General features: G+C 40.5%; 13 protein-coding genes. 12 read left to right on the top strand and 1 reads right to left on the bottom strand.

What is annotated here, in order from left to right; all coding sequences use genetic code 11:
• The first annotated feature begins 3 nt into the window (after nt 1–3).
• The 11 genes from LPB68_RS05615 (at nt 4) to LPB68_RS05565 (ending at nt 11,011) form a co-directional block, all read left to right on the top strand.
• On the top strand, nt 4–1,560 hold the full coding sequence (locus LPB68_RS05615; RefSeq protein WP_068659393.1) for a TCP-1/cpn60 chaperonin family protein: 1,557 nt from the start codon (nt 4–6) through the stop codon (nt 1,558–1,560).
• An 80-nt stretch (nt 1,561–1,640) separates the two neighbouring features.
• Nucleotides 1,641–2,207, top strand: coding sequence for a nucleotide exchange factor GrpE (grpE, locus tag LPB68_RS05610; protein ID WP_068659395.1), 567 nt, complete (start codon nt 1,641–1,643; stop codon nt 2,205–2,207).
• A 70-nt stretch (nt 2,208–2,277) separates the two neighbouring features.
• Nucleotides 2,278–4,128: a molecular chaperone DnaK gene (dnaK, locus tag LPB68_RS05605; RefSeq protein WP_068659397.1), complete on the top strand. Its 1,851-nt coding sequence runs from the start codon at nt 2,278–2,280 to the stop codon at nt 4,126–4,128.
• A 219-nt stretch (nt 4,129–4,347) separates the two neighbouring features.
• Nucleotides 4,348–5,466 carry a molecular chaperone DnaJ gene (gene dnaJ / locus LPB68_RS05600; RefSeq protein ID WP_068659399.1) on the top strand — a complete coding sequence of 373 codons (1,119 nt, stop codon included), beginning with the start codon at nt 4,348–4,350 and terminating at the stop codon, nt 5,464–5,466.
• Nucleotides 5,467–5,656: 190 nt separating this feature from the next.
• Nucleotides 5,657–7,132, top strand: a complete 1,476-nt coding sequence (locus tag LPB68_RS05595; RefSeq protein ID WP_068659400.1) for an amidase family protein — start codon at nt 5,657–5,659, stop codon at nt 7,130–7,132.
• An 89-nt stretch (nt 7,133–7,221) separates the two neighbouring features.
• On the top strand, nt 7,222–7,590 hold the full coding sequence (locus tag LPB68_RS05590; protein ID WP_068659402.1) for a hypothetical protein: 369 nt from the start codon (nt 7,222–7,224) through the stop codon (nt 7,588–7,590).
• 31 nt (nt 7,591–7,621) lie between these two features.
• Complete coding sequence (locus LPB68_RS05585; RefSeq protein ID WP_068659404.1) at nt 7,622–7,807, top strand: YfhD family protein; 186 nt, start codon at nt 7,622–7,624, stop codon at nt 7,805–7,807.
• Nucleotides 7,808–7,964: 157 nt separating this feature from the next.
• Entirely contained in the window at nt 7,965–8,936 is a 972-nt protein-coding gene (prmA, locus tag LPB68_RS05580; protein ID WP_068659406.1) for a 50S ribosomal protein L11 methyltransferase, read from the top strand.
• Nucleotides 8,937–8,938: 2 nt separating this feature from the next.
• A complete protein-coding gene (locus tag LPB68_RS05575) occupies nt 8,939–9,622 on the top strand; it encodes a site-2 protease family protein (RefSeq protein ID WP_068659407.1) in 684 nt (227 codons plus the stop codon).
• Between the two features lie 28 nt (nt 9,623–9,650).
• Nucleotides 9,651–10,415: an RsmE family RNA methyltransferase gene (locus LPB68_RS05570; RefSeq protein WP_068659408.1), complete on the top strand. Its 765-nt coding sequence runs from the start codon at nt 9,651–9,653 to the stop codon at nt 10,413–10,415.
• Between the two features lie 164 nt (nt 10,416–10,579).
• A complete protein-coding gene (locus LPB68_RS05565; protein ID WP_068659410.1) occupies nt 10,580–11,011 on the top strand; it encodes an NUDIX hydrolase in 432 nt (143 codons plus the stop codon).
• Between the two features lie 9 nt (nt 11,012–11,020).
• On the opposite strand, the gene LPB68_RS05560 is transcribed toward LPB68_RS05565, so the two are convergent.
• Nucleotides 11,021–11,998 (bottom strand): Na/Pi cotransporter family protein, encoded by a 978-nt coding sequence (locus tag LPB68_RS05560; RefSeq protein WP_068659412.1) that lies wholly within the window; start codon nt 11,996–11,998, stop codon nt 11,021–11,023.
• A 131-nt stretch (nt 11,999–12,129) separates the two neighbouring features.
• Between LPB68_RS05560 and LPB68_RS05555 the strand changes: the two genes are divergently transcribed.
• Nucleotides 12,130–13,503 carry a class I SAM-dependent rRNA methyltransferase gene (locus LPB68_RS05555; protein WP_068659414.1) on the top strand — a complete coding sequence of 458 codons (1,374 nt, stop codon included), beginning with the start codon at nt 12,130–12,132 and terminating at the stop codon, nt 13,501–13,503.
• Nucleotides 13,504–13,521 lie beyond the last annotated feature (18 nt).

Here is a 13,521-nt window from a genome sequence, read left to right as displayed (position 1 = left end):
TCGATGAGTCAAGGACAGCAGCAATCAGTTCGCGAGGGTGAGGAACGATACGCAACCTTGCTTAACAATAGTAATGCAGTCCGTGCCATTACTTCTGCGGTCGAAGGCACACTCGGTCCTAAAGGGCTAGATGTAATGCTCGTGGGTACTAGAGGTGAAGTAATCATTACCAATGACGGCGTTACAATTTTGGACAGAATAGATGTAAGTCATCCTGCCGCTAGCCTACTTATTCAAGTGGCAAGATCACAGCAAAGAAAAGTCGGCGATGGTACAACTTCAGCGACTGTACTAGCGGGTGCGCTGGTACAAGAAGGTGTTGCTCAGATTATGAAGGGAGTTCCAGCTTCTAAAGTTGTATCTGGTATGCAGCAAGGTATTGAATTTTCCTTACAATCACTGAGTCGTCGATCAAGGAAGATCAAGGGCCTTAGTGATCCTTTCTTAGAGAAGACGGCCTACATAGCGGGTCGAGAACGCAGAGATATTGTGAAACTTATCATGGATGCTGCTTCCAAAGTAGGGTTAGAACGTTTGATAGATCCATCATTCAACTTGGCAAATTGTGTGATTGCGATTGAAAAGGCGGATAACGAAGTATACGAAGGTTTACTTTTACGTCAGAAACCACTGCATTTTCGTGGAAACTATGTACAAAAAGATGTCCGAATATTAGTTCTTCATGATGCGCTTGAACCTGAGACACTTGATGAAGAAGTATTAACCACGGAAGCTGGATTTGCACGATATATGGAGTTGCGAGAACAGTTTGGTAGAGAATTACTAAGCTTAAGTGAACTTGGTGTAGGTGTTATCTTATTAGAACGTGGTGTCCATCCAGACGCAGAACAATTCTGTCTCGATCATAATATCTTAGTGATTCAACGAGTAAGTCGAGTTGATCTAGGTCGTGTGTGTGAGATGACAGGAGCAATCCCTGTTAAGCGTACTGCACTTCATAAGTCTTCGGAGCAGTTGCAACGAATATTAGGATTCTCTCCACGAGTGGCATATGATGAGGAGCTAGAGCGTGTTCGCATGCAGGCACAAGTCGATAGTCAAGAGCCGTTTGTGACAGTTGTTGTTGGAGCTAGTACATCAGAAATCGTTGGTGAATCTGCACGTATCGCGGGGGATGCAGCGTCAGCATTACAAGCTGCTGTATCAGGAGGCGTGCTACCTGGTGGCGGTACAACAGAACTGGCTGTATCCTATGAATTGGAACGTCAACGTGAGACCATTAAAGGTATGGAAGCCTTTGGTTTTGCTGCTGTAGCGACAGCTCTTAGAAAACCTATGGCTCAAATTTTGTTGAATGCAGGTTATAACCCTCTCGAAAAGTTAGAGGAAGCACGCGCAGCTCAGCTGTCAGAGGATTGTGATAGTATGGGGATTGATTGTGATACAGGACTCGTTATTAATTATGAGACTGAGGGAATCGTTGATCCAGCGCTAGTGAAGTTGCATGGACTTAAAGCAGCTGCTGAAGTTGCTACGGCAGTGCTTCGTATTCATAATGTGATTAAGATGAGGGAAGAGGATGTACGGTTGAATGATTGAGATTGCCGTTATTCTAATAGAACTCGTTTAACATAATCAAGTGAACTTATTTTAGACTAGGTTAAGGAGGTGAAGACAATATGAAAGAAGAGAACCAAGAGGACATAAACAAGGCTTCAGAGGAAATAGATACAGATAACATTGTAGAAGTAGTTGAGGAAGATACTGAGTCTTCGCTAGAGCAAGAACCCATTGTAATAACTGAATTGGATCGTCTACAAGCACTAGCAGATGAGGCTCAACAACGTGTTTTACGTACACAAGCTGATTTCGATAATTATCGTAAACGGACACAGAAAGAAAAAGAAGATACGGCCAAATATGCTTCGATCAAATTGATTACCGAACTTCTACCGATTGTAGATAATTTTGAGCGAGCAATATCTGTCGAAGTCGCTGATACGCAACTGGAGTCCTTCTCCAAAGGGATGAATATGATATACCGCCAATTGGAAGGTATCTTGCAAACCGAAGGTTTAGTTCCAATGGAAAGTGTAGGGGAACCATTCAATCCAGAATATCATCAGGCAATTATGCAAGTGCCAAGTGAAGATTATGAAGAAGGTATCGTTGTTGAAGTTGTTCAAAAAGGCTATATGTTAAAGGATAAAGTGCTTCGCCCAGCGATGGTTAAAGTCAGCGAATAGCTGTTTGAATAGATGCGCTATGAATATGAAGCGAATGACCAGTGTTCAAAATTAAAGGAGGAATTTTACGATGAGTAAAGTAATTGGGATTGACTTAGGAACAACAAATTCATGTGTTGCGGTTATGGAAGGCGGAGAAGCAGTAGTTATTCCTAACCCAGAAGGTGCACGCACAACACCATCAATTGTAGGTTTTAAGAAAGATGGGGAACGTATTGTTGGTGAGACAGCAAAACGTCAATCAATCACAAACCCTGACCGTACGATTATGTCTATTAAACGTCATATTGGTACAGATCACAAAGAGAAAATTGATGATAAAGATTACACTGCACAAGAAATTTCTGCAATTATTCTACAGAAACTAAAAGCTGATGCAGAAGCCTATCTTGGACAAACGGTAACTCAAGCCGTTATTACAGTTCCTGCATATTTCAACGATAGCCAACGTCAAGCAACTAAAGATGCTGGTAAAATTGCTGGATTAGAAGTTCTACGTATTGTCAATGAACCAACAGCGGCAGCACTTGCATACGGTATGGAAAAGACTGAAGATCAAACAATCCTAGTGTATGACCTTGGTGGTGGTACATTTGACGTATCTATTCTTGAATTAGGCGATGGATTCTTTGAAGTAAAAGCTACTAGTGGTGATAACCGTCTAGGTGGAGATGATTTTGACCAATTGGTTATTGATCACCTTGTAAGTGAATTCAAAAAGGATCAAGGAATTGACTTGAGTAAGGATAAATCAGCTGTTCAACGTCTTAAAGATGCTGCCGAAAAAGCGAAAAAGGAATTGTCTGGTGTTATGACAACTACGATCTCCTTACCGTTTATTACTGTTGTTGACGGAGTTCCTCAACATTTAGAAATGAATTTAACTCGTGCTAAATTCGATGAATTAACAGCAACATTGGTAGAGCGTACCCTTGGACCTACTCGTCAAGCACTTAGTGATGCAGGTATGACTCCAAATGATATTGATAAAATCGTTCTTGTTGGTGGATCAACACGTATTCCTGCAGTTCAAGAAGCAATTAAGAAATTGACAGGTAAAGATCCACATAAAGGTGTTAACCCAGATGAAGTTGTTGCTCTAGGTGCTGCAGTTCAAGCGGGTGTATTAACTGGTGATGTGAAGGATGTTGTCCTACTTGACGTAACACCATTGTCTCTAGGTATTGAAACTGCAGGTGGTGTATTTACGAAGATGATCGAACGTAATACAACGATCCCTACAAGTAAATCCCAAGTGTTCTCTACTTATGCTGACAACCAACCTAGTGTTGAAATTCATGTCTTGCAAGGTGAACGCCAAATGGCAGCAGGTAATAAGACACTTGGTCGCTTCATGCTTGGTGACATTCCACCAGCACCACGTGGTGTTCCTCAAATCGAAGTATCATTTGATATTGATGCGAACGGAATCGTTAATGTATCTGCAACAGATAAAGGTACGAACAAGACTCAGAAGATTACAATCACATCTTCAAGCGGATTGAGTGATGAAGAAGTTGAACGTATGATGAGAGATGCTGAAGAGCATGCAGAAGAGGATCGTCTACGTAAAGAGATGATTGAAGCGAAGAATAATGCGGATCAACTTGTCTATTCAACAGATAAAGTCATTAAAGATTTAGGCGATAAGGCAGATGCATCCGAAGTCGAAAAAGCTGAAGCAGCTAAAGAAAAAGTGAAAGCAGCGATTGAAACAGATAACCTAGAAGAAATTAATAAAGCTACTGAAGAGTTGACAGAAATTGTTCAACAACTTTCTGTGAAGCTATATGAACAAGCAGCTGAGGCACAACAAGGTGCTGATGGTGAAGCTGGAGATGCAGCTAATGGCGGAGCTAAGAAAGATAATGTAGTTGATGCAGACTATGAAGTTGTTGACGAAGATAAGAAATCAGAGTAACCTATAGAAGGTTTCCTTCATAAAAATTATTGAAGTGAAAATGGGAAGGTCAAAGCTGGATAATCCCAAGCTTTGGCTTTCTCTTTGGAATGAATCAATTTCATAATCAAACGATTCATTCTGTAAATAAATAGTTATATCTAAATAGGTTTGTGTAATTATGAAGTTGATTCATATAACAAAAATATGATAGACACAAGATGTTGTGGGGGTGGAAGAGTGGCTGAAAAGCGCGATTATTATGAAGTGCTCGGTGTCAGTAAAAATGCATCGGATGAAGAAGTTAAGAAGGCATATCGTAAGCTGGCACGCCAATATCACCCGGATGTAAACAAGGCTGAAGATGCGGAGTCCAAGTTTAAGGAAGTTAAGGAAGCGTATGATGTTCTAAGTGATGGTCAGAAAAGAGCGGGTTATGATCAATATGGTCATGTCGATCCTAATCAAGGGATGGGCGGTGGCTTCTCCGGTGATTTCGGTGGTGGTATGGGTGACATATTCGACATGTTCTTCGGTGGTGGTGGTAGACGTGACCCGAACGCACCTCAACGAGGAAACGATCTACAATATACAATGACGATTGAATTCAAAGAAGCTGTATTTGGAAAAGAAAGTGATATTACGATTCCACGTACAGAAACTTGTGATACATGTCATGGTTCTGGAGCAAAAGCAGGAACTAAACCTCAAACTTGTCATGTATGTCATGGTAGTGGACAAGAAGAGGTTGTTCAAAATACACCATTTGGACGTATGGTTAATCGCCGTAGCTGTTCGACATGTAGTGGTTCTGGTAAAATTATCAAAGAACGTTGTGGAACATGTTCAGGACAAGGTAAAGTTAAGAAGCAACGTAAGATTCACGTCAAGATCCCTGCAGGTGTAGATGATGGAGCTCAATTGCGTATGACAGGTGAAGGTGAAGGTGGATTACGCGGTGGTCCTTCAGGGGATCTATATATCGTCATTCGCGTGAAATCTCATGATTTCTTCGAACGTGAAGGTGATGATATCTATTGCGAGATTCCTCTAACTTTCGCTCAAGTTGCATTAGGTGATGAAGTTGAAGTTCCTACACTGACCGAAAAGGTGAAGCTCAAGATTCCGGCAGGTACACAAACTGGAACATTCTTCCGTCTTAGAGGGAAAGGTGTTCCTCGTCTTCGCGGTATCGGCCAAGGTGATCAACATGTTAAAGTTGTCGTTATTACACCAAGTAATCTTAGCGAAGAGCAAAAAGATTTACTTAGACAAATTGCTTCTCTAGACGGAGAAAAGACACATGAACATGAACAATCTTTTTTTGATCGAGTAAAGAAAGCTTTCCGTGGTGATTAATAGTAATAGATTAGAAGCTCGGCCCTTGTGGTCGGGCTTTTTTTTTTTGAAAGTATAAGATTCACTTGATACTCTATTTCGTATATTTCGGTAGAGACGGATTATAATCAAACTTTCCATATCTTGAAGTTGGGTAATTGTGCTAAATTTAGGATGATATTAATTTATTTTTAATAGGAGAACTGTTTAAATGAATATGGATCTAGAACAATGGATTATTGAAGCGGATATAACGGGTATGCAAACTGCGATGGAAGCAGGTTCAATAAGTTCTGAACAACTCGTTCAAGTATATTTTGATCGAATTAATAAATACGATTCTTCAATTAATTCGATATTAGAAATAAACCCAGAAGCTTTACATATAGCGAGAGCTTTAGATCGAGAACGTAAAGAAACAGGGAGTCGTGGAAGATTGCATGGTATTCCTATCTTATTGAAGGATAATATGGATACAGCGGATAAAGTGCATACCAGTGCAGGATCAATAGCTTTATCAGACTCATTTGCTACGGTAGATTCGTTCGTAGCGTCTAAACTTCGTTCAGCAGGAGCTGTTCTTCTAGGAAAAGCAAATATGACAGAATGGTCCAATTTCATGTCTAGTAAGATGCCAGCGGGATATAGTTCACGAGGGGGACTTGTTCTAAGCCCTTATAGCCCTGGTGAGTTTTTCATAAATGGCTCAAGTTCAGGATCAGCGGCAGCTACTGCAGCTAATCTATCAGCCGCAGCGCTTGGAACAGAAACGGCTGGATCTATTGTCGGTCCTGCATGTCAGAATTTCCTGGTTGGGATCAAACCGACGGTAGGATTAGTTAGTCGAGCTGGAATCATTCCCATTTCCTCTACACAAGATACTCCCGGACCTATAGCTAGAACGGTTACGGATGCGACTATTATTCTAAGTGTATTAACAGGAGTTGATGATAAGGATCCTGCTACATTATCGAGCAAGAATCACTCTTATGTAGACTACACTCAATTCTTAGATGAGAACTTTTTAGGCCGTGCAAGAATAGGAATTCCAAGACATTATTATAAAGATTTAGATGAGGAAAGACTTTCTATTATGGAAGCAGCTATATCGACATTGGAAAATGCGGGTGCGACAATAGTAGATCCGGTTAGTCTTCATGTTGAACACAATAATTGGAATAATGATGTCATTTGTTATGAATTTAAGAAGGGTCTGAATAAGTACTTATCACAACGAAGTGAATCTGTACCAGTTCACTCTTTGCAAGAATTAATTGAATATAATAATCTCCACGCTAAGACCGCTTGTAAATATGGGCAAGACACTCTCATCAAGTCGGAAGAAAATACATTGAACGAGCAAACTTATCTGCAGAAACAACAAGAATACAATGAATTAGCGCTTAGTGAAGGAATCGATAATGTATTAGAAAAATATAACCTAGATGCATTAATGTTACCGGGTGATGTGGATGGTATGTATATTGCCGCACGACTGGGATATCCCCTGATTTGCGTACCAGCAGGTTATTCCACAAATGGCGTCATCGACAAAGATGGCGATCGTACAAAGGGACCGTTTGGTGTTGTCTTTTCTGGAAAAGCCTTTAGTGAACCTACTTTGATCAAAATAGCCTATAGCTTTGAACAAGCAACTCATCATCGCTTCCCACCTTCATTAGGTTAGATATAAATGCATAATAAAAAGAGTGATGTGACAACCTATTGATATGCTCGTAGATAAAAATTTGAACTTAAAGGCATAGGTGAGTATGGATGGCCGAGAAAAATATATTAGCCTATTTCAAAACCCCTGAAGAAGCTGAAAAAATATCACGTAAGTTACAATCATTGCAAGTTGTAGATATGTCAATTGACCGATTCAGCGCGTATCCAGGTGGTGAGCTTAATCAACCGATGAATCTTTTATCTGGGGACATGAGTCTAGCAGGACTTACACAGAATGCTTCTATAACGAACCCCTCAGCGGGAGTTCTAGCTGCAGCTTCACCTGCTGCTAGTGGGATGAGTGATGGAGGAGAAGATGGTATTTCAGGATTTGATATTTTATTAACCGTTGTTATTGAGGAGTCATCATTTGACCAAGCTATGCGCGTAATTCAAGAGGCTGGTGGCTTAGTTTAGATGTCTACTGAACATAGGGAGGGATAGATCGATGTCCAAAAACAAACGTAAAGATACGATTATGACGAAGACAGAGAAAACTATTGAACTTATGTCAATGAAAGAGGAAGATGTTGAATTCTCTGCGCTCCTCGCGGATACGGATGATGTTGAGGCGTTAGTCCGAAGTGAGGATGCGGATCAAAGACAGATAAGAAAGATGAGGCCGTCGACGTAATTTCGATTTCATCTCAGGGTACGATTTGAACCAGGCTGTGTTGTCCAAATAAGGATAACATGGCTGTTTTACTATATATGTCATAAAATTTTGTACACGGCTCTCTTTGTATAGTACAATGATACATACGCAAACGTACGAGGGGGATATTCACATAATGTTATGGCATGAATTTACGATACAAACCACAGAAGAATCCGTCGAAATGATTTCTAATTTCCTGCATGAGGCAGGAGCTGGTGGTGTATCAATTGAAGAATCAGGAACACTTAATAAAGTTCGGGATACGAAGTATGGGGAATTCTATGATAAACCTTTAAACGACATTCCAGAAGGGCAAGCTGAGATAAAAGGCTACTTCTCCGAGGAATCGGATATGGATATGATTGTTCCTATATTGAAGCAACGGATTGAGGAACTAAGTCAATATGATATAGATACTGGTGAAGTGCGTTATGAGTTAAAAATTGTGGATGAAGATGCATGGGCTAATGCTTGGAAGCAATACTTCAAACCAATACGTATCTCTAACACTTTGACGATTAAGCCAACATGGGAAGAATATACTCCTGAAGTTGAAGGTGAGAAGATCATTCACTTAGACCCAGGGATGGCATTTGGAACTGGAACACATCCAACAACCACGCTATGCTTACGAACACTAGAGAATGTGATTCAAGGTGGAGAAGAGATTATTGATGTGGGTACAGGTTCTGGGATATTAGCAATTGGTGCTATTCTTCTTGGAGCAAAACATGTCCTAGCTCTTGATTTGGATACAGTAGCTGTACATAGTGCGAAGGAAAATGCGACCCTCAATGAAATGGAAGGAAGTATAACGGTTAAAGAAAGTGACCTTCTGTCAGTATTCAAGCATCAACAAGAAGGTATTAATCTAGGAGTAACTGTACCCGTGAAGATGGTCGTTGCGAATATATTAGCAGAAGTTATTTTATTACTTATTGATGATGTCTACCAAGTATTAGAACCAGAAGGGATATTTATAACATCTGGAATCTACAAGAATAAAGAACAAGTTGTTCAAGAGGCTCTAATAGCATCTAACTTTGAGATCATCGATGTGAATCGTGAGGAAGAGTGGATTGCATTTGTAGCTAGAAAGAGGTAAATATGGAGTTTCTAAATAAAATATTGATTCATCCGATTGATAAAATGCCTTTTTTCCTAATTGCGATCGTATTAGCATTTACGGTACATGAATTTTCACATGCATACTTCGCCAATAAATTCGGTGATCCTACAGCCAAGTTATTGGGGCGGGTGACGTTAAATCCAGCAGTTCATTTTGATTTGTTTGGGATTATTTTGTTAGTGATTGCTGGATTTGGATGGGCAAGACCGGTTCCCGTTAATCGTGACAATTTTGAGCGTCCCCGTCTGATGGGAGCGATTGTATCTCTAGCAGGACCCCTTAGTAATTTCATTTTAGGTATTCTAGGATCACTTGTTTATGCAGGACTTGTGCAATTTGATGTATTAAGTTCCATTTCGAATATGAAACTAGCAGAAGCGATAGCAATGACTTTTTACTTTATTATTATGATGAACTTTTTTCTGAGCCTATTTAACCTTATCCCATTACCACCCTTGGATGGTTACCGGATTCTTGAAGATATCGCTCCTCGTGATGTTAGACAAAAGCTAGTGCATTTTGAACAGTGGGCATTATTGATATTTCTAATGATTCTGATCATTCCTGGGCTGCAGGCGTATACGATTACACCGCTCTACCAAGCGGCAAATTCAATGTATATAAGTTTTGTTAAAATGTTTATGCTGATGTTTGGAGCTTAATTATGTAATGATAGGATGTTGATGAGACATGCAACGATATTTTGTTCCTGTGGAACAATTCATGGAGAATACGGTTGAAATTACAGGTGATGACGCTCGTCACATTACGAGAGTCATGAGAGGTAAGGCAGGAGATAAGATCTTTGTTAGTGATGGCGTATCTCGTGAAGCATTAGTCGAACTAGATTTGTTAGAACAAGGTCTAGTAACCGCTAATATTATTGAGCATCTCGACATGTTACAGGAAGCTCGTGTGAAGGTTACGGTGGCGCAAAGCCTTCCCAAAGGGGATAAGATGGAAACGGTGATTCAGAAATGTACTGAGATTGGTGCTGTATCTTTTGTTCCTTTTCTATCCCAACGTACAATTGTTCAATATGATGCAAAGAAAGAAGAGAAGCGACTAGATCGGTGGCGTAAAATAATTAAAGAAGCTGCAGAGCAAAGTCACCGTAATATAGTTCCAACCATAGAATCACCTCTGACATGGTCTCAGTTGATGAAATCTTTTTCGGAGTATGATGCAGTTTATTTTTGCTATGAGAAAGAGCATGGATTACAGTTACGTGATGCATTAACGTCTTTTATACCAAGTGTTGAAGCAAGTGGTACGCCAAAAGTGTTGCTCATCGTTGGACCTGAAGGTGGGTTTACTGAGGAAGAGTGTCTTAAAGCCGAGGAAGCGGGAGCAGTAAGCGTAGGACTTGGTCGTCGAATTCTACGTTGTGAGACTGCTGGCATGGTTGCTCTTACTTGTATATTATACGATTTTGGTGAAATGGGTGGAGTTTAGGATAGTAATCAATTTCTATGATATGACAAGGATTTCATTTCCTAATTGAAGGAGATGAAATCCTTATATTTAAATATGAATCAATTTCATAATCGCCTAATAGGTTTGCGTAATTATGAAATTGATTCGTAAGAAAGTATTATCGATATAAAGGAGTCATCAGTATGGCGCATAAAGAGATTTCAGCAGGTGGCGTCGTTTATAAGCATGAGAATAATGAGCTTTATGTTCAACTTATAATAGACCGTTATGGTAAAGTATCGATTGCTAAAGGAAAGATGGAGCAAGGCGAGTCGGTTGAAGAAACAGCCTTACGTGAAATTGAAGAGGAAACAGGGATTCTAGGTGAAATTATTGCCCCGGTGGATATTATTGCTTATACGTACCAGAATCCTGTACATGGATCAGTGAATAAGGAAGTTCATTATTATCTAGTAGAGGCTACAAGTGGTCAGCTAAAACCTCAACTAGAAGAGATCAATGATGTGTCATGGTATAATGCGAGAGAAGCATGGCATCGTCAGCAGCAAACTGGCTATCGTAACAATGACATCATTCTCAGAAAGGCGCTTTCCTTATTAGGTATAAGCGTATAAGAAGCCAATTTAGGATGATGAGTGATGGATTCTCTTCCAAATAGGAAGATAACATATAGGAAGGGCAATAAGTGAGCAGAGGATATTAAATATCGTTTGCGAATGGGCAATTTGTCTTCCAAGATCACTGGATATCCAAGAAGAAACGTCATGCAATTGTTGAATGAAGGGCATGAATAATGCTGCACCGCCTACATTCAATATCACATGAGTCCAAGCGACAAATTTACCTGATGGAGAACTGCTAGCTGCTGCTATAACAGCTGTTACACAAGTACCTACATTCGATCCTAGGACGATGGCGATCCCAATCTCTACAGGAAGGGCACCAGAACTGGCAAGTCCCATGGCCAGACCGATTACAGCTGCACTGCTATGAATGAGTGCGGTTAGACATGCACCAGCAATAATTCCCCACAGGACATTCTGAGAGGCTCGTTCGATGAACCATGCGAAGACGCCATAAGAATCTAAAGTCGGTCCGATCGATTGCATGACATGAATTCCGAACATGATCAGAGCAAATCCAGCAATCACAAGGGAGATATATTGTAGGGGTTCGAATACATGCTTGAAATAACGTAATTTCCTAGGTGTATAATCATGGAGAATGACCGCGGCACCCCATGTTACGATAGACAAGAGTAACAATGGGATAGCGATCTGTCCTAATTGTAGACCCATTAGTTCGGTGGTGAGGCAAGTCCCAATGTTGGTACCGAGAATGATACCTAGCGTTCTAGCGTAGGTGAGAAGACCCGCGTTTACGAGACCTATGGTAATGACAGTTACGGCCGTGCTGCTCTGTAAAACGGCTGTAATAAGAGTACTGAACAGCATACCTTTGATAGGCGACGAAGTTGCCTTGCTTAAAAGTGAAACTAATACAGGACCTGCCCAGCGTGCTAAAGCGATCTCCATCACTTTCATACCGATTAGAAATATGGAAAGCCCATATAATATAGGGAAGAGAATAGTATGGAACATAGATAAGTTCTCCTTTAGTGATTCTTGTCTTTCCATTACTTATATGTTCATCGTTGGACAAACATAACAATATTAACAGAGCCTGTGATGATCAACATCGGTAACAGGTACATATTAGGGAGTGAAGGTAAATGGCATCCGTTATTCTACAACGTAGTCAGAAGAAGAGATTGGAACAAGGGCATCCTTGGGTATACAAAAGTGAAATTGCAACCGTAGAAGGCGAACCAGAAGCTGGGCAATTAGTAGAAGTACTTAATTATCAAAAAAGATATATTGGAACAGGATATTATAATCCTGCATCACAAATAACGGTAAGAATCGTGTCGTATACACCGATTGATCACATGGATCAAGCCTTTTTTACTGAGCGTTTCCGCAACTGTCTTCAGCACCGTGAACGGTTTATCCCAGAGGAGACAGCTTATCGCTTAGTCTACGGAGAAGCAGATTTTCTTCCTGGCTTAATCGTAGATCGATTCGGTGATGTGTTGGTAGTTCAAGTGCTAACTCTTGGCATGGACAAATGTCGGAATGAGCTTGTGGCAGCATTAGTTGATGTCATGAATCCTGTAGGTATATATGAACGTAGTGATGTATCTGTTCGTGAATTGGAAGGCTTGGAACAAATAAAAGGTTCATTATACGGCCAATGTCCACGGCATGTGAATGTTCGTGAGAATGGATTGGAAATCGTAGTAGATATTGAGGAAGGGCAGAAGACAGGATATTTCTTTGATCAAAGAGAAAATCGTGCATCCATTGAACCGCTAATGACAGGCTGGGGTGGAAAAAGTGGTATCTCTTTACATGAAGTCGAGCAAGATGGCATTACGAAGAAACTACCTGTGAATAAGAGTGGCAGTGTCGTTACATTTCCTTACTGGGATGGAGCTACAGTTCTGGAATGTTTCTCACATACAGGAAGCTTCACTTTGCATGCTTGTAAATATGGAGCGAAGAAGGTCACTTGCCTAGATATCTCACAACATGCTATTGAAAGTGCTCAAGCGAATGTAGATTTAAATGGATTCACGGATCGAGTAGAATTTGTTGTCGATGATGCTTTCCAATATCTACGTACACAGGTCAAAGGTGTTGAGGAAAGGGTTAAGCGTTCCCATGCAGGAACTGGGAAAAACAAATTGGATACATCCAAACCGATGACTACAGATGGAGGTCGAACTTGGGATGTAGTTATTCTGGATCCACCTGCATTCGCAAAGAATAAGGGTGCGGTGAAGGGCGCTTGTCGTGGATATAAAGATATTAATCTACATGGGATGAAACTTGTCAATGAAGGAGGATACCTTGTAACAGCAAGTTGCTCTTATCATATGCGTCCTGATTTATTTCTTGAGACCATTCAAGAAGCAGCATTAGATGCAGGGAAGATCCTCCGCCTTATTGAGTGGCGAGCAGCAGGTAAAGACCATCCGCAGATTCTAGGTGTGGATGAAGGACATTATTTGAAATTTGCTATTTTTGAAGTGCGTAGTAAATAACAGTAACACTTATAACAT

The organism is Paenibacillus crassostreae (genome assembly GCF_001857945.1).
Classification (GTDB): domain Bacteria; phylum Bacillota; class Bacilli; order Paenibacillales; family Paenibacillaceae; genus Paenibacillus_AQ; species Paenibacillus_AQ crassostreae.
This window is presented reverse-complemented; position numbering and strand designations above follow the sequence as displayed.